Annotated in this window: 15 protein-coding genes; 4 read left to right on the plus strand and 11 right to left on the minus strand. The window is 66.6% G+C overall.

Annotated features, from left to right (window positions below):
* The first annotated feature begins 78 nt into the window (after positions 1-78).
* Positions 79-1269, plus strand: a complete 1191-nt coding sequence (locus NG1_RS09650; protein WP_062969706.1) for a lipase family protein — start codon at positions 79-81, stop codon at positions 1267-1269.
* A 75-nt stretch (positions 1270-1344) separates the two neighbouring features.
* Here the strand turns inward: NG1_RS09650 and mbp1 are convergent, their stop codons facing one another.
* Positions 1345-1596, minus strand: coding sequence for a microaggregate-binding protein 1 (gene mbp1 / locus NG1_RS09655; RefSeq protein ID WP_062969707.1), 252 nt, complete (start codon positions 1594-1596; stop codon positions 1345-1347).
* Positions 1597-1838: 242 nt separating this feature from the next.
* Between mbp1 and NG1_RS09660 the strand changes: the two genes are divergently transcribed.
* Entirely contained in the window at positions 1839-2234 is a 396-nt protein-coding gene (locus tag NG1_RS09660) for a DUF6010 family protein (RefSeq protein WP_062969708.1), read from the plus strand.
* Between the two features lie 92 nt (positions 2235-2326).
* Here the strand turns inward: NG1_RS09660 and NG1_RS09665 are convergent, their stop codons facing one another.
* On the minus strand, positions 2327-2689 hold the full coding sequence (locus NG1_RS09665; protein ID WP_157113945.1) for a hypothetical protein: 363 nt from the start codon (positions 2687-2689) through the stop codon (positions 2327-2329).
* Positions 2690-2883: 194 nt separating this feature from the next.
* Here NG1_RS09665 and NG1_RS09670 point away from each other — a divergent pair, with 194 nt between their 5' ends.
* Both NG1_RS09670 and NG1_RS09675 read left to right on the plus strand, forming a co-directional pair.
* Positions 2884-3744 (plus strand): SGNH/GDSL hydrolase family protein, encoded by an 861-nt coding sequence (locus tag NG1_RS09670; RefSeq protein WP_168434108.1) that lies wholly within the window; start codon positions 2884-2886, stop codon positions 3742-3744.
* Positions 3745-3757: 13 nt separating this feature from the next.
* Positions 3758-5011, plus strand: a complete 1254-nt coding sequence (locus NG1_RS09675) for an acyltransferase family protein (protein WP_062969711.1) — start codon at positions 3758-3760, stop codon at positions 5009-5011.
* Here the strand turns inward: NG1_RS09675 and NG1_RS09680 are convergent.
* The 9 genes from NG1_RS09680 to NG1_RS09720 form a co-directional block, all read right to left on the minus strand.
* Positions 4978-6219, minus strand: coding sequence for a serine hydrolase domain-containing protein (locus NG1_RS09680; RefSeq protein ID WP_084498810.1), 1242 nt, complete (start codon positions 6217-6219; stop codon positions 4978-4980). The genes NG1_RS09675 and NG1_RS09680 overlap by 34 nt on opposite strands.
* Positions 6219-8285 carry a YVTN family beta-propeller repeat protein gene (locus NG1_RS09685; RefSeq protein ID WP_157113947.1) on the minus strand — a complete coding sequence of 689 codons (2067 nt, stop codon included), beginning with the start codon at positions 8283-8285 and terminating at the stop codon, positions 6219-6221. The genes NG1_RS09680 and NG1_RS09685 overlap by 1 nt, the downstream gene beginning before the upstream one ends.
* Positions 8286-8296: 11 nt before the next feature.
* Positions 8297-9298, minus strand: a complete 1002-nt coding sequence (locus NG1_RS09690; protein WP_062969714.1) for a protein phosphatase 2C domain-containing protein — start codon at positions 9296-9298, stop codon at positions 8297-8299.
* Positions 9298-9969: a vWA domain-containing protein gene (locus NG1_RS09695; protein ID WP_040865669.1), complete on the minus strand. Its 672-nt coding sequence runs from the start codon at positions 9967-9969 to the stop codon at positions 9298-9300. The genes NG1_RS09690 and NG1_RS09695 overlap by 1 nt, the downstream gene beginning before the upstream one ends.
* A gap of 129 nt (positions 9970-10098) precedes the next feature.
* The gene (locus tag NG1_RS09700) at positions 10099-10314 is read right to left on the minus strand and encodes a hypothetical protein (protein WP_062969715.1); all 216 of its coding nucleotides are present in this window, start codon (positions 10312-10314) and stop codon (positions 10099-10101) included.
* Entirely contained in the window at positions 10304-11464 is a 1161-nt protein-coding gene (locus NG1_RS09705; RefSeq protein WP_157113949.1) for a hypothetical protein, read from the minus strand. Before NG1_RS09705 ends, NG1_RS09700 begins: the two co-directional genes overlap by 11 nt.
* Before the next feature lie 173 nt (positions 11465-11637).
* Entirely contained in the window at positions 11638-13587 is a 1950-nt protein-coding gene (locus tag NG1_RS09710; protein ID WP_062969717.1) for a vWA domain-containing protein, read from the minus strand.
* Positions 13584-14837: a KH domain-containing protein gene (locus tag NG1_RS09715; protein WP_062969718.1), complete on the minus strand. Its 1254-nt coding sequence runs from the start codon at positions 14835-14837 to the stop codon at positions 13584-13586. The genes NG1_RS09710 and NG1_RS09715 overlap by 4 nt, the downstream gene beginning before the upstream one ends.
* Positions 14834-16408 carry a glutamate--cysteine ligase family protein gene (locus tag NG1_RS09720; RefSeq protein ID WP_062969719.1) on the minus strand — a complete coding sequence of 525 codons (1575 nt, stop codon included), beginning with the start codon at positions 16406-16408 and terminating at the stop codon, positions 14834-14836. The genes NG1_RS09715 and NG1_RS09720 overlap by 4 nt, the downstream gene beginning before the upstream one ends.
* Between the last annotated feature and the right edge of the window lie 268 nt (positions 16409-16676).

The following is a 16676-nucleotide window of genomic DNA, read 5'->3' on the forward strand; positions in this document are numbered from 1 at the left end:
GGCGGCCGGGAGCATTCGACTTCAGCACACCAGCGTTACGGAACAGCACGTCGTGATGAATGGGAGTCGTCGAAAACCATGCTTCGATTGGTCATCGCCACCGCCGCGGCCGCGCTCTGCGTGATCACACCGCAAGCCGCAGCGCAGCCGATCTATCCCGCACCCGATCCGGATCCGTTCTACGCCACCCCGGCCGGCCTGGATCGCGCCGCACCCGGCGATGTCCTCGCCGTACGGCAGATGCCCGCACTGCCCGTATTCCCGGGCTCGACGGTCACGATGCTCAAGTTCCGCTCCACCAACTCCGTGGGCGACGCGATCGCGGCCACCACTACCGTGCTGACTCCGCCGAATCCCACCCCCGGTCGGCCGCTGCTGTCCTACCAGCACATCATCAACGCACTCGGCACCCAGTGCTCGGTCTCGCGTGTGCTCTACACCAGCGATCCCAACCTGGCGGTGCGCGAAGCACCCGCGCTCAACGCCCTGCTGCTGCGCGGCTGGTCGGTCGCTCTCCCCGATCATCTGGGCCCGACCAGCGCCTACGGTGCCGCGAAACTCGGTGGCATGATCACCCTGGACGGTCTGCGCGCCGCCCGGCGGGTCGCGGAACTGGGACTGGTGGACAGCCCGATCGCCCTGCTCGGCTACTCCGGCGGCGGCATGGCGAGTTCGTGGGCGGCCGCGCTGGCGCCGACCTACGCGCCGGAACTGCCGCTCGCCGGGGTGGCGGCGGGCGGGGTGCCGATGAATCTGGTCAAGATGATCGAGGGTCTGGGCTACGCGCCGCACGCGGCATTCGGCCTCGCCTTCGCGGCGGCCCTCGGACTGGAGCGGGAATACCCGGCACGGCTGCCGGTGAGCGAGCAACTGAATTCGGTCGGATTGGCGGTGCGCAACAGGATCGCCGACAGTTGCACGAACGAGATCCTCCTGGCAGGCGCAGGGCGCGGCATCGTGGACGTGGCGGCCTCGAATTCGCTGGCCGACGACCCGCGCGCTCGCGGGGTGCTCGAGGAGAACAGTCTGGAACTCTACGACGGTATTCCGGCCGTGCCGCTCTACCAATGGCGCGCGGAGAACGACGCGCTGATCCCGGTGGAGTCGGTCGATGCCACGCTCGGGCGGTATTGCCGTGCGGGCGTGCGCGTGCAATACGAGAAATTCCTCAGCCCGGACCATTTGTCCGCCGCCGTACTCGGAATCCCGTCCGCGCTCGATTGGTTGGACGCGCGCCTGCACGACATGCCCGCACCGAGTAATTGCTGAGGGCGGCCCGGTCGGCGGCAATTCACCGCCGACCGGGACCGGATCGCTCCGCCACATCGGAGCTCCCGACGGGAGCTAGACGTCCTTGCCGCTCTCGTACGCGTTCTGCCGCGCCTCGTCGAGATCCGCGTCCGCACGGGCCTTTTCGGCCTCGGCTTCCTTCTGCGCCGCGTCCCGCTGGGACTCGGCCTTGTCCTGCTGGGCGCGACCCTCTTTCTTCAGGTTCTCGTCACCGGTGACGACGCCAGCGGCTTCCTTCGCCTTCCCCTTGATGTCCTCGACGACACCCTCGACAGCTTCCCGGGGTCCGCTCTGATGCTCCGGCATCACATACCTCCCATTGATTAGTCGGCTGACATCCGCCGCATACCCGTCCCCGACGTCATCAATCGTCCTGTGACTCCCCCCACCTGCCACATCCACAACCGGACACGCCGTCATCCGACGGAGAGAACTGCGCCGTTTGGCGAATTCCCGGTGGGACGTGGCTCGAATGCCACTGGGCGGCAACGGGCCTCGTCGATACATTCGATTCGCCGAAGACCCTGCTCATAAGGAGTCCGCCGATCATGAGTTATGTCGCGCCGATACTGATCGGCGTCCTGTACGCGCTGGCCATGTCGGCGATTCCCGAGCCGCATCGCCGCCGTTTCAACGCCGTCATGGTCGCCGGCGCGGGAGCCGCCTACCTCAGCGGAGGCGGATTCGGCGGCTGGGAATTCGTCTTCACCGCCGCCGTCACCTACTGCGCCTACCGGGGACTGGAGTCCTGGACGTTCATCGGCATCGCCTGGCTTCTGCATACCGCCTGGGACCTGTTGCACCACTTCAAAGGGAGTCCCATCATCCCGTTCGCGCACGACTCCTCCCTGGGCTGCGCGATCTGCGACCCGGTGATCGCCGCCTGGTGCCTTTACGGCGGACCCTCGCTCTTCCGCCTGCGCCGCGAGGCCGCCGTTTCCTGACCGCTGCCGTCGTGGGTGACCTGACGGATGCCGCAGCGAGCTGGACGAGTCACTTCCCGCCACTACGGGTAAATCGCCGCACGAGCGGCCGATCAGTATCCAGAGCGCGGCTCGAAACCGGGGTCGGGGAGAGAGGGCGGCTCGGCCGGCGGCGGCTGCACCGGTTTCGGCTGCGGCGCGGGCTGCGGGACCCGTACGACGGGAGCCTCGACCGGCGGCGGAGCAGCGGCTTCCGGTACGGCTGCTTCGGACGCGACGACCTCCGGCACGGCGGCTTCGGGCGCAGCGGCTTCCGGCGGCCGGTTCGCGGCTTCCGAAACGATCGGCGGCGCGGGCTCCGCGACCGGCGCCGGATCCGTAACCGACGTCGGCGAGACAGCGCCGACAGGCGACGGCTCGGACGGCTCGCCGCAACCCCCGATCGCGAGGACGGCGAAACCGGTCGCGATCAGCAATCGGCGAGATCCGAATCGGCTGGTGCGCACGGTGCCAGGCTAATCGCGGGCCTCATCGAGGGCAGTCCTCCGTTCGACCGACAGCGGCGGACGGCGCGGCGACGCGATACTGGATCCTCCTGTGCCATCGAAAGATTGGGTGTGTGATGAGGTCGCTCCGAGGGAGGTCGACGGTCACCGCGATGCTCGCGGCGGTGTCGTTGGCCGTCCTGATCCCTGGCACGACCGCCGTGGCCGATCCGGCCGGCGGGACCACACTGGTCGTTCTGGGCGATTCGTTCACGGCGACCGCCCCCGTCCTGGGCCACGCCGACGACGGATGCACCCGTTCGCCCTCTTCCTGGCCGAACCAACTCGCGGCGGCGACACAGCCGGCCGGGACGGCCCAATTCCTCGACGTGTCCTGCAACGGTGGCACGATCGACACCGGCAACGGCTGGACGCTTGTGCACCAGGCACGAAAGGCGTTCGCACAGGGTGGTTTCGGGCCCGACACCCGGGTCGTCCTGATCCAAGCCGGACTGAACGACGTGTGGGGCAACTCGACCGGAACGGCGTTCCCCTCGACCGACTGTCTACTCAATATCGTGGTCGGGTGCGGGTTCGACGCCGCCGATCAGAACCGGCTGCCCGACTACCGCGCGGTGACCGGCTCCGGTTACGCCGATCGGGTACGCGAGGTCGTCACGTTCGTGCGTTACTACGCACCGAAGGCCCGGGTGGCACTCGTGGGGTATCCGGAAGTGTTCCCGGCGGGACAGTCGACCGCGTGCATGGATCTCGCTGTGGCCGGGCGGGTCGTCCAGCCGCGCGCGGAAGGCTATATCGCGTACCTCGATCGGGTCCAGGACGCGCAGCGGACGGCCGCAGGGCTGTTGGGGATCGAATTCGTCGACCTGCGCGCCGTCACCACGGGGCACGCCAGTTGTTCGGACGATCCGTGGATCAGCGGCCTTGCCGGCGCCGACTCACCGTTCGACGGCGCACCGGTACATCCCAACGCGCGGGGCAACGGCGTCGTCGCCGACCGGATGCGACAGCAATTCGGGCTCTGAGCAGGCCTCGCCCATGCTGCCCGACCACCGTCCAGGCACCGAACTGCCCGCCCTCACCGGCGCTCGATGGTGGGCGGCCTTCGCGGTATTCGTCTTGCACGCACTGGTGTTCCTTCCGGTCTACCCCTTCCAGAAGTCACAGCTGTTCCGCACCATCCACGGCTTCGTTCCCATGCAATTGGGCGCGGCGGGGGTGACCTTCTTCTTCGTGCTGTCCGGCTTCGTCATCTACTGGTCGTGCCGCGACGGTAAGTCGGTCCGGCTGTTCTATCGCCGCCGGATCCTGAAGATCTACCCGACCCACTTGGTCGCCGCACTGGTATTCGTCGTCGCGGCGGGCGTACCGCTGGCCCGTCCGGTGGTGTGGGCGCCGAACCTTCTGCTGGTGCACACCTGGGTGCCGAAGTGGACCACGCTGGGAGGGCTCAATGTGCCGTCCTGGTCGCTGTGTGCGGAACTGCTCTTCTACCTCAGTTTCCCCCTTGTCGCACCGGCTGTCGCCCGGATTCCGCGGCACAGACTGTGGTGGGCGATAGCGGCGCTGCTCGTCTTGATCCTCGCCTTGCACACCGGCTTCTACCTCTGCGCCGACGGGCCCAAGGGAATCGCCAACACCTTCGCTCCGAGGCTGCTCCGGGGTGAGGTCTCCCCCGAGTTCGAAATCCACGCCTCACCACAATGGTTCGCGCAACGCGATATTCCGATACCGCCGTCGTATTGGCTCAGTTACCTTTTCCCGGTATCTCGACTGCCCGAGTTCTACTCGGGAGTCCTCGCCGCTCGCCTGGTCGCCGAAGGGCTGTGGCGCAACATCCGGCTGACCATGCCGCTGACGGCGCTCGCGCTCGGCTACGCCGCCACCTGGTTCGTTCCGGTGAACTACAAGATGTCGGCGCTGCTGGTGGGTCCGATGGCGGCGGTGGTGGCCACCCTGGCCGCCCGCGACCTCGCGGGCCTCTCCGGTCTCAACGCCCGCCGCCCACTGATCTGGCTCGGTGACATCTCCTACGCGTTCTACATGATCCAGTTCCCGGTCATGGTGATCATCACCCGGCTGTTCATCGGCGGCCGGCGATACTCGATCGGCGGCTGGGCGATGTGGGCGACGGTCACTCTCGTGGCATCCATCCTTGCCGCGGCAGCCATCTATCACGGCATGGACAAGCCGATCATGAACCGTTTCGCCGGACGATCGGCCCGCGAACGCAGACGCTCGGCCACCGCGACTCCGAGTCAACCACCGATCAGCGTGCGGACGAAGCCGTAGGCGATCTCGTTCGCGGGCCTTCCACCGGCGGGCCCGTCGCGCAACGTGCACAGCACGATGATGGTGATGTCCGTGACGGGGTCGTAGCCCATGAACGTCTGAAAACCCGGAATGGCCCCGTCGTGGCCCATCATCGGCCCGAACGACTCCAGCCCGAGACCGTAATGGATGCCCGCCGGATCGCTCCGGTTCAGCGGAGCCGCACTGTCGAGGCGCTGTCGCTGAAGCCCGGACCCGAGCAATTCGTCGCCGCCGACCAGCTTCCGGACATAGGCGGCCAGGTCTTCCGCGGTGGAGATCGCCGCTCCCGCGGCCCCGATCCATGAAGGATCCAGATTCGTCACATCGGTCGGCAGTAAGGTGCCCGCTCGGGCTGCCAGGACTTCGTCGTCGGGCAACCGCGGCGACGCGAGCGCCTCCACATTGGTGCCGTACAGGTATCCATGCGGTGACGGCGCGGGCAGGGACGCGTCACCGGGTGCCGGAAAGGACGTCTTCGCCAGGCCGAGCGGGCGGAAGATCCGATCCATGAGCAACGAGCGGATATCCTCCCCGGTGATCTGCTCGAGCAGCGACGCCAAAAGGATCGTATTCGTATTCGAATAGCGGAACTCCGCGTCGGGTTCGAAATACGGCGGCGACGAGAAACCCAGCCGCAAGAGCTCTTCGGGCTGCCATGTGCGCCCGGGATCCTCGTCCATCGCTCGCGCGAGCCGTGGCGCCTCGTTGTAGCTGAACAATCCGCTGCGCATGTTCAGCAGCTCGGTGATCGTGATCCGCGCGCCGTTCGGAACGCCCGGCCGGTACTTCGACACCGGATCGTCCAGTGCCAGCTTGCCTTCCCGGACCAGTTGCAGTGCGACGGTGCCGACCATCGTCTTCGTAGTGGAACCGACCCGGAAGAAATCGTCCACCGTGATCGGGTCGTCCTGCCCGGCGGTCCGCGTCCCGAACGCCTGACGCCAGACGGTGTCCGGTGTGCGCACGTAGACCACCGCGCCGGGAACGAGCATCGAATCGAGAACGCCGCGCACGATCGGCTCCAGCCTCCGGCCGAGGGCAGTCGATTCACTCGGTCCTGCGGGCGGCTCGTGCGTGCCCGACTCGGTTCCGCTGCCCGCGACGACAACGGTCGCGTACGCGACGACCACCGCCACACCGAGCCGTGACCAGCGCGTTCTCCCCTTATGGATGTTGTGTATCGGCATCAGTCACCGATCACGGACAGTGTGCCGTCGGTGAAATTCGTGACATAGACGTTTCTGCCGGCGGGATCGACGACAACACCGTGCGGGCGGGCCCCGACCCGGATCGAATTGCCTGCCTTGCGGGTCCGGGTGTCGATCGAAGAAATGGTGTTGCCGGTACGCGCGTCATCGAGACCGTGGTTGGTGACATACACCGTCCGCCCGGGTTGATCCACCGCCACACCGACCGGCCCGAGCCCGACGCGCAGCGTCGCGGTGACCGCGCGGGTTCGGATGTCGATCACCGAGACGGTGCCGTCGGCGTGATTGGTGACGTACGCGGTTCGCGTATCGGCGTCGATCGCCACACCCCACGGCTGGTTACCGACATTGATGGTGGCGACCACGGCCGACGCGACGGGGTCGATGACCGACACCGTGTGATCGACCGCGCCGGGCGGGCCCGCGTTGGCGACGAAGACGCCGCGCGTACCGGGATCCACGGCCACGCCATAGGGATGGCTGCCGACCGGGATCGTCGCGGTGACCACCCTGGCCCCGGTGTCGATCACCGACACCGTGTTCGCCTCGAAGTTCGTGACGAAGGCGGTGCGCGCGGCGGAGTCGACGGCGATGCCGTACGGCCCCGCCCCGACCGCGATACTTCCGACCACTGCCCGGCTACGCGTATTGATCAGGGATACCGAGCCGCTTCCGGCATTGGTGACATAGGCGATGCCCGCTGCCGCGTCGATCGCGACCGCGGCCGGTTTCACCATGCCCGGCGCGGTGACCGACGCGGCGGCGGACGTCCGGGTATTGATCACCGAAACCGAGTTGCCCGCGCTGTTGGTGACAAAGACGCTTTCGGTGTTCGGATCGACCGCGACGCCCCACGGTTGCGCCCCCACCGCGATCGTCGAAGTCACGGTCGCCGGGATCGCCGCCACGGCCGGTGCCCGATCGCCTGCCGGGCCGGGATTGTTGCCGCCCGACGTCTTGCTGGTCAGCAAGCCGACGATGACGAGAACGACGGCTATCCCGGCGATCACTTTCACGCGCGTCGAAATGCGCCGGTAGAACGGGCGGCGGCGAGCGGGCCGAGGCGGAGCCACCTGCGCGGGTGGTAGTACCGGCGTACCGGCCCCGCCGGTGGGGGCCGGGCCGCGCCATGATGGTGTGCGCGTTGTTCGTGGTGGCGGCGAGGGCGTTCGGGTCGTCGCCTGGGTGGCCGCGTCGGTGAGCGCCGGAAGCCAGTCCGCCGGGCGGGGCCGCTGCCCCGGCGTGGCGGACAAGGCCGCGTCGACCAGCACCCGGACCGCACTCGGCACGGCGGCGGGCACCCGGTGCGGATCGCGGGTGCTCTGGTCTCCGGCCAGCAGCCGCAGGACGAGCAAGCCGAATTTGTAGGCATCCGATCGGTCGGTCGCCAGTTCCTCTCCTGGATTGATCACCCGGACCTCCCAGTCCGGAGTCTCGACCTGCGCGGACACCGACCGGGAGCGCAGTCGCATGGCATCGCAGTCGATGAAGTACACCTTCCGGTCCGGCTGCAACGAGAACAGCAGGTTCTTCGGCGACAGGTCACCGACCGCGATGTGGTGGCGATGCAGAATCGTCAGCGCCTCGGCGGCGTCCGCCAGCAATTCGTAGCGGTGCCGTTCGGTCAAGGGGATGCTCCGCCTCGCGAGGAAGGCGTCACCGTTGAGCAGGTGCTGGAACTCCGCGGTCTTCGACTGCACCGCCGAGGACATGGTCATCTCGATGAAGAACTCGTCCGGGATCGCGGGCATCACGAACCCGGTCACCTGTGTGGAGTTGTCCGCCTCCACCAGCCGGCACGGCCACGCCACCCGGGAGAGCAGATCCATGCCCTCGGCGAAGGGCAGCGATTCCAGATAGGCAGGCATCTCGTCCAGCACGTCGACCGAGACGCTGGGCAGCACAGCGGGTTTGTACTCCTTGTACACCACCGCCTTCGCGTATCTCATCCGCGCACCGGGGGCGCTGTAGACCACCCCCTGACCGCCGGAAGCCAGTTTGGTCAAAGGGCCCAGCTGACCGACCTTCACTCGCTGCTGTGTCACTGCCCGTCCCGTCAGTTCTCCCTCGGCCAGATGGCCACCAATGTGCGGTCGTCGTCGAAGGTCTCCCGCGAGAAGTCCAGGGCGTGCGCGAATTCCAGCTGCGACGGCACTCGACCGGCGAGCACCGAGGCGAACAACGCGCCGACTTCGCCGTCGCCGCTGCCGAGCGGATCCCCGAATCCGTCGGTGCCCACCAGCAACACCTGACCCGGCTCGACGATCACCGAGATTGGCTCGACTTCGTTCGGAACCCTGGGCAGCCCGCTCACCGCGGATGATGTCAACCCGGAGCCGGAAGCCGGCTTACCGCCGAGCACCGGAATGAAACTCGCGCCCGACAGCAACCACACACCGGAGTCACCGACCCCGGCCAGCGTCGCCGACAACCCGCCGTCGGCGTGCTGCTCGCACACCACACACGTCAGCGTGGTCGCCAGCGCTTGCTCGGCTTGCTCGGCATCCGCTTGCGGCAGCGACAGGACGGCAGCCGCCCGCTCGGTCAACATCCACGCGGTGTTCTGGAACAGCGAGTGCCAGCCGATGTCGCCGAACTCCTGCGCGGGCTGCTCTTCCAGCCACTGCGTGGCGTAGCGCACGGCGGTGGTCGAGCCGATGTGCGAATGCCGCGCCGCCGACACTCCGTCGGCTACGGCCACGATCAGTCGTTCCCGATCCGGCGCGGCGGTGACGGCGAAATCGTCCTGGCGCGGAGCACCGTTGTACCGGTGCAGATATCCGCGCACCGATGCCGCGCGGATCGTGAACGGACCGCGCGACCATCCGTCGATCATGGTGTCCGCGCGGTACGGCGTCCTGCCGTATTCGTCGCCGACGGCTTTCGGCTCGAACGCCGGTGTGGGATCGCCGACGACGATCGGCGCGCTCGGCAACCGGCTGGGTAGGGCCGAGGCGATTTGCTCACTTACCGGTTCCGGATTCCCGACATCAACCGTGTGCGCCGGCGAGGAGTCGTCCGGCATTCGCTGCTTGTCTCGCTTGCTCAGAAAGCGCATCACACCGTGTCCACCGCGAGCGAGACGAAGTTGTCCGGCTTCTCCACCTGAAGCGTCGCCTGGCCCGTCGCCAACGCCTGACCCGAATTGATCACCGATTGCGTCAGCGCGGTGATGAATTTCGAGATCGCGACGCCTGTATCGGTCCCGGCGGCGGTGATGAACGCGTAGTTCGGGCTCGTGGCGACCCGCCTGATAACGTTGGCGTCGGCCTGACCGATGCCGAACGCGAGAATGTTGGGACGCGCCGCGAAACTTGTCAAACGCGCGTGTTCGCTTTCCCAGCCGTCTCCCGGATTCGGCGCACCGTCGGTGAGGAAGAACACCGCGGGCCGGTTCACCAGATAGCCGTCGGATTTCAGCGCGGCGATATCGCGCGGTATCCGATCGGTCAATTCGGCGAATGCCGCAGCGAACGACGTCGAACCACGAGCCCGCAGTTCCGGCATGGCGTCCAGATGCCGCAGATCGGTGGGCTCCAGATAGCAGACCGCGGTGTCGGAGAACCCCAGCACACAGAAACGTACCTTCGCCGCGGCCATGGATTCACCCTGCAAGGTGTCGAGCAGGCTGGTCAGGCCCGTGTTCAGATCCGCTACGTCGTCGACCATCGAATACGATTCATCCGCGACGAAATACACCGGAAGAATCGTCGCCTTCGGTTCACTCATTCGGTGCCACTCCCTTTCACCTGCCACCCGGGCGTGCCAATGCTACCTTTTCCTACGAGAATTCACTGTCGGCCGTTCAACCGACAACCATGTTCGGCGCCGACAATTCTTCGCACGCGCCGCCGATCGTCACGGGTCGAGCCATCCGAAGAGAATCAGCACCACGACTGCGATGGCAATGCCGATACCACCGATGCCCATGACGATGTCGCTGTTCGTGAGATACCCGATCGCCGGCGCGAGCAGGCCGATACCACCGGCATAGGAAATAATGACGTGACCGTACTCGGCCGGCACCAGAAATGCGATGAGGCCGACAACGCCATTTCTGACGTCACCGGTCACGTAAGGCGGAGACGGTGACGAGGACCAGAGACAACCCGATGGCCACGGCGATACTCCAACCGAATGCGGTCGCGCTCGGATCTGTGAGCACAGCGGCGCCGCTGAAGGTGACGGCGAAGGGTAGGAGCAGAAACGAGATGACAGCGATGGTGGTCTGATTGCGGCGATCGCGGTCCTCGGACACCCGATGACGCTCCTCGCTGCGGCGCCTGCGTGCCTGCGCTTCGGTGATCGCCTCGTCTTCCAGTCGAGCGCGACGGGCTTGCAGATACCGGGAGATGTCGTCCAAGTCCGCCACGACCTGTGCGTAGAGGTCGGTCATCCGATGCTGGTTCTGGAAGGCGCGCAGCACATCCGCGACCTGCGCCCCACGCTCGGAGATGTTGTTCCACCACAGCTTCGCGCGGGTGTCGAGGATCTCGGCTTCCAGCGACTCGACCGGCCCCGCGCCGGTGCGGTCGACCCGGATGTCCGCGATCCGATCCGCGATGCGGTGCAAGGCGTTCAGTTGCAGGGAGCCGAGCAGAACGGCGTCCACATGGATCGACCGCACGTAAGCGCGTGCGACGGTGTGGAATTCGGTGGCACCGGTCGATGTCAGTGCCGTGTAGGTCACGCCGTCGCGCAGCACCAACGCGCGCCAATCCCCCGACAGATGGACGACGTCAACGAAAATCCGGGGATCACCGGGGTCGGGCAGGCCGTCCGCCACCGACGTGCCGGACGCCAGAAACCACTGCCATCGCTGCAACGTGGACCAGGAACCGAGTGCCGTCGGATCGGAAATCGGCTCCGGCATCGAATCGTTCGTCCAGCGGAGGTGGGTGACGACGCGAGGCCTCCCGGACTCGAACGATACGTCGTCGACGAGTCCGGCCAACCATCGGCGGCCCTCCCCTCGCACTTCGGTGAGTTCGGACAACACATCGACCGGCTGCTTCGACAGCTCCACATGCGCGACGGCGTAACCGCCTTCTTCGCCCAACAGCAATTCCCAGCCATGGACGATCGCACCCCGCCGGTCCGGCGGTTCACCGGTCGTCCGTCTGTGCCAACGGCCGGTGGCCGCCACCGAGTCCGCCGCGCCGTACAACGCGTCGTGCACGCGGGCCGAGAAGTACGCGGTCCGGGCGTTTCGGTCGGCGACCATCGCTTCGCCCCCGCGGCCGGCCGCAGCACCGGCCCTCGGGATCGGCACCGGGAGGGGGCCCGGGAACCAGCCACAGGCCGATGGCATTCGATCGGCCTTCCAGCGCACCCGAAAGATCAGGCACGCGAATACGTCAGCGGCCACCTTTCCTCCTGAGTCCAGTGGTCACGGGCCTAGTAGCCTTCGATGGAGAACGCGTCGGCATACTGCTCGGCGCGCGGAGACAGCGGTGCGTTCTCGAGCACGATCTTGACCTCTCGCAGCACGTCGACGACACCGGCCAGCAAACCGACCTGCAACTTCGTCCACGAGTCGGCGTCGTCGTCGGCGAGGACCTTCCGTCCGGTCAACTTGAGGCAGACCGCACCGAGCAATTCGGCATCGCGACTCTCGATGAACGCGTGCCCGTCGCTGTTGCGGAACCGCCGGACCGCGTCCATCCGCCAATCCCGGATCTTCTCGTAGACGCCGTCGACGCCGTACCGGTCCTTGGGCTCCTTGGGCTGCTCGCCTTTGAGCCGCCGGTCCAACGTCTCACCGAACGCCTGATGACAATCCATGATCCATGACGTGAAATCGCGCGCACCGTGCAGCGGACGCCCGAGATCGAGCAGTTTGCTGTGGTGCACCTGGCCGAAGAGATCGCTTTCACCGCATCGGCGCGAGAGGTCGTTCAACTGGGTCCGCAAGTTCAGCAGCTCCTCGGAAAGATCCCCGAGTCGCCGCCGCACTTCGCGGTCGACGCGGCGGCCCGCGGGATGGAGCGTGTCGATCGTCGACTGCAGCCTGGCGCCGCCGGGACCGGACGGTTTGCCGACATGATGCGCGACACCGGTGCCCAGATCCGCGAAATAGCTGTGCAGTACGTCTACCCCGCCGGTCCGGCTCGGATCGCCACCACCCACCCGCACCAGTTCCCGCAGCAACGCGTGGTTCGGGATCACACTGATATGCGGATCACGCTCGCCCGGTGGACGATTCGTCTGCCACCAGCGCATGAACGTGTCGCGATCGCCGATTCCGACGGCATGGAGGTTGATGCTCAGGAATTCGTGCAGTTCCTCCATCAGCGAGACCGGATCGGCGATCGCGACCACGGCCTCACCCGCGGCTTCCTCGCCCTTCTCTTTCCAGTCGGCCCCGTCACTGACCAGAACGATCAATCGGTCGTTGCCCGGCACACCGTGGCGGTGCAGCAGGTCGGACGCGAAATGCAGGGCCTGTCCGATGTCGGTCGCCGCGTTCTCCGGCCGCAGCAGGCCGATGGCGCCCTGGAAGTCCCGCAGTGTCCGCTCGTCGTCGGGGCCCTGAATCTCGGCCATCGAGCCCGACCTCGGGAAGACGCACATCGACGTGGTGGTGAACTTCACCAACGCGATACGGGCCACCCGCCCGGTCACGTGCCTGCGGATCTCGACCATCTCCATGAGCGAACGCTTCAGGGCATCCATCCGCGATATGTAGGCGGATCTCCGGCGCGATCCGAGACGGACGACGTCGGCGCGGTCCTCGATGTCGTCCCAGCTCATCGAACCGCTGCAATCGGCGAGGATCACGATGTCGACCCCGTTGCGATTGCCGGCCAGGAACACGTCCATTTCGGTCTCGGCGTCGATGTAGCAGAGGTCCGTCCGCTCCCGCCCGGAGCGGTCGAAGACCTGGCGTACCCGGAAGGACTCCCCGTCGGCGTATACCCACGAGTCGCCTCCACCGAGATGAACTTGCTGGCCCACGATGTCCTTCGCGTTCCGCAACTGCTGGCAGACCTCGTCCAGACGGTTCTCGGTGAGCGGTTCCAGGACGATCCGCGCAGCCGGATCGCACGCCATCGCGCTCAAGCGCCAACCGTGCTCATCGATCACACCCAGCCGCAGCTCATCCACCAGATCCGTGCTGACGACGACGGATCCCTCCGCGACCGAAGGCGAGGCGACGATCTGCACCGGTGCCTGCCGCGACGAGTCGGCGCCCACCTCGAAGAGACCGACCCGGGCGGTTTCGACCCGGCCGGACGTACCCTGACGATCCTCGGCGCTGACGGCGACGATATTCGCGGTGACCAGACCATTTCCCTTGGCGACCTGCAACGTGTGCCGCCTGCTGTCCCATTCGGTCGATGTCATTTCCGCTCCACTTCGACCCTGACCCCCAGGTCGTTCGACGCCGCTCGCTTCTCCGCGCCGCCGCGACCGATGAATCTGCCCATGTATTCCGGCTCGACGTCGACGAACAGCAGGTTGGACCGAGGCCGGTAGTCCGCGAAGCTGATGTGGTCGGCCACCTCGGCGCGACCGCGTGCCCGCAACCAAGCGGTGAGTTTGTCGAAGAGTTCGAGACCGCGTTTCTCGTCTGTTTCGAAAACGGCCACGTCCTGTTTGCGTATCTTCTCGTGCTCCTGCAACAGACGGCGCACAGCGTTGTCGGTGCGGCTGTCGTGCTGCAGCTCACCGAACATCCGGTCGATGGAAACCATGTCCAGCTTGCGTGAACGAGAATTGATGAAGATATGCCGGACGATCGTCAACCGAGGCAGCCCGATGTATGTGCGCCTTGCCTCGGAGCGCTGACCGCGCCGCCGATTCGCGGTTCCCGCCACGATCTGGAAGACGATCTGGCGGTCCTCCAGCGACTTCAACCGCCGCGCGTGATCCGGGCACAGCCCGAGCCCTCGTTTATGTGGTCCGAAGATCTGCCACCGATACGCGTGCCTGGCGCAAGCCGCGTTTCCGCAAGTCGCGCGCTTGCCATCGACGACGAACTCGCAAGCGATGCTTCCGGTCGAATTGCATCCCGGGCCGGCGCATTCCGGGAATTCCTTTCGATAACAATCCGGGCAGTACGACATGTCGGCGCCGCCGGGGTGCCCGACCCGGTGCCGGTCGCAGAACGCGTTGCGTCCCCGGCAAATCTCCCCGTTGCACCAGAAGGTGGCCGCGGCCCCGCACGCGCAGCTGGGCCGGTGGAGCGCACAGGTCGCGGTCATCCGACCTTCGATGACGACGGCGTGCTCGTCGCACACACGTCCCAGCCGATCCCCTTGGCCACACCCGGTGCACAGGAAGGGCGCGTAGGTGACCTTGCCTTCCGCCGAGCAGGTCGTGCACCTGTGCCGGACCATGGCGGGCTCCAGGACGCCCCGGATGGAGAAGGCCGTGCTGTCGTCGACCCGCTCCGGAGCGCGAAGCCGATCCTGTATCCACAGAACGCAAGTCCGGTTGTCCCGCAGCGGGACAACGACCTTCTCGGCGTCGCGAAGGCTGGCGCCGTTCAGATGCTGTTCGATCTGCGTCCACAGCGCCCGCAACTCGGCCGCGTCAGTGGGCGGATTGCTCGTCTGCCGGATATCCAGCACGACATTGACGGGCTGATTCACGACCGCGCCCCTTCGGTGGAGCCCAAGATGATCATCTCGATGCTGGCGCGGCGATCGGTTTTGCGTGCGTAGGTTTGGTTGGTGATCAATCCGGCACACGCTCCCCTCGGCAGTCTGCGTGCCAGATCCATCAGCGCGTCCACCGCGGATTTCCGTTCGGCCTCGGCCACATCGAGACGCACGCAAACCCGGTTGTTCCGCGACAACCGGCTGCCCAGCTCGTCCGGTACGCCATCGCCGAGTTCCTCCGGCGCGCTCAGTTCGAGCACCGTGGCATTCGGCTGCCGCAGCACCCGGCGAATCTCCTTGCTGCGACCGAGTCGCGACAGCGCCGGAGCCAGATTGCGCGGCGGGCGACCAGCCAGCAGGGCGCGCAGCCGTTCATCCATGTCACGCTGCTCGGTCAACTGGTCCAACTCGCGAATGATCTCGTCGTCCGACCGGCGCTGACGAGCGGGGCGAACCGGCCCCTTGCGCCCGTTCGGCGTCGAACGTCGCGGCCGGGCCGTCAGCTTGGTTCGCCAGGCCGCCTCCAAGGTCCCCAGGCTGCCCGGAGCGACTCGCCTGTTGTGCCTGGTCAGCTGGTCGTCGGCGAGCGCCGCCCGGTCCCGCAGCAATGCCGCGATCTGCTCGACTCCGAATGCGTGCTGCCGGCTCCAGACGGCCAGCAAGTCATTCTCCGTCTGGGCGTATTCCGGGTGCAGCTTCGCGAGTTCCGGCGCGGAGAGCAAGGGCAGGATCTCGCGCGGCTCGATCTGCATCGCGCGCAGTTCGGCATCGAGGTCGTCGAGCAGATCGGACACCGACTCGGCCGCCGAGCGCCGGACGGTCGCCTGTTCCCGCGCCTTGCGCGGGTCGTCCGCTTCACGCTCGAACTCCCCGCCCATGCCCCTGGCAATGGCGTTCGATCGATTTCTATCGAGCATCCGTTGCGGAACGGCGGGCATGCGCCGGCCGTCGCGCTCCATCATCCGCGCGCGTACCGCGAGTGCTTGCAGCACGACCGCCTGCGCGACAGCCGAACTCGGGAAGATCTGCGCATCGAGGCACCGAACGCTGACGTTGGGGATCTCCAGTTCCGCGTCACCGACCGGATTCACGTCCATCACAGCGAATCCCGATACGCGGTCGTCGCGGCGCAACGCCTGCTCGACCCGCCGCAGGTGCCGGGCGGATGCGGATGCGATATAGCGAGTGGAGACTTGGTCTTTCGATTCCGCCAGACGCAGCGACCCACGTCCGTTGACGCGGCCCGCGACGAACAGCGCGCGCCCACTGAGCGCGACGAGTTCGGGGACGTAGCGCCGGATCAGGTTGCTGAGAATCTCCCGCTGCAAGTCATCGGCGACTTCGACGGAATGCCCGTCCTCGCACAGCCGACGATGCGGCGGGCCGCCCCAGGAGATGCCCGACGGCAACAGCGTCCCACCGGCCCGCCGCACCTGTTCCGCGGCGGCGGACACGACGTCGGCCAAGGCGCCGACGAGCGCGGAGCGCTGCGCGGGATCGCTGATCCAGACCGGCCCGGTATCGATCCACAGACAGCCCGGCCGGTTCGCATTGAGACGCACTCGCGGGAACCCCCCGCCAGAACCGGACAACGCGCCGGATGACCGTTGCAACTTTCGATGCGTTTCGTCGATATCGTCTGCGACGATTACGTAGCCCTTCAGAATTCGATGCCGTAATGGAGCATTTCTGTAGGCGCTTACGAGCACAATATATACCTCATCACCCCGGCGGCGATGCGAACGTTCACGTCCCGTCGCCGATCATACTTCCGATAATGTTACCGCTGAGCTACCCGGAGGGAGGCGCCTGTGCGAAGTCATATATCGC

The organism is Nocardia gamkensis NBRC 108242, assembly GCF_001612985.1.
Classification (GTDB): domain Bacteria; phylum Actinomycetota; class Actinomycetes; order Mycobacteriales; family Mycobacteriaceae; genus Nocardia; species Nocardia gamkensis.

Excerpts from the sequence above, each read along its gene's own strand:
- NG1_RS09690 (WP_062969714.1), bottom strand. The coding sequence starts at position 9,298 with ATGCGCTTTCTGAGCAAGCGAGACAAGCAGCGAATGCCGGACGACTCC.
- NG1_RS09650 (WP_062969706.1), top strand. The coding sequence starts at position 79 with ATGCTTCGATTGGTCATCGCCACCGCCGCGGCCGCGCTCTGCGTGATC.
- NG1_RS09710 (WP_062969717.1), bottom strand. The coding sequence starts at position 13,587 with ATGACATCGACCGAATGGGACAGCAGGCGGCACACGTTGCAGGTCGCC.
- NG1_RS09695 (WP_040865669.1), bottom strand. The coding sequence starts at position 9,969 with ATGAGTGAACCGAAGGCGACGATTCTTCCGGTGTATTTCGTCGCGGAT.
- mbp1 (WP_062969707.1), bottom strand. The coding sequence starts at position 1,596 with ATGCCGGAGCATCAGAGCGGACCCCGGGAAGCTGTCGAGGGTGTCGTC.
- NG1_RS09660 (WP_062969708.1), top strand. The coding sequence starts at position 1,839 with ATGAGTTATGTCGCGCCGATACTGATCGGCGTCCTGTACGCGCTGGCC.
- NG1_RS09705 (WP_157113949.1), bottom strand. The coding sequence starts at position 11,464 with ATGGTCGCCGACCGAAACGCCCGGACCGCGTACTTCTCGGCCCGCGTG.
- NG1_RS09680 (WP_084498810.1), bottom strand. The coding sequence starts at position 6,219 with ATGCCGATACACAACATCCATAAGGGGAGAACGCGCTGGTCACGGCTC.
- NG1_RS09675 (WP_062969711.1), top strand. The coding sequence starts at position 3,758 with ATGCTGCCCGACCACCGTCCAGGCACCGAACTGCCCGCCCTCACCGGC.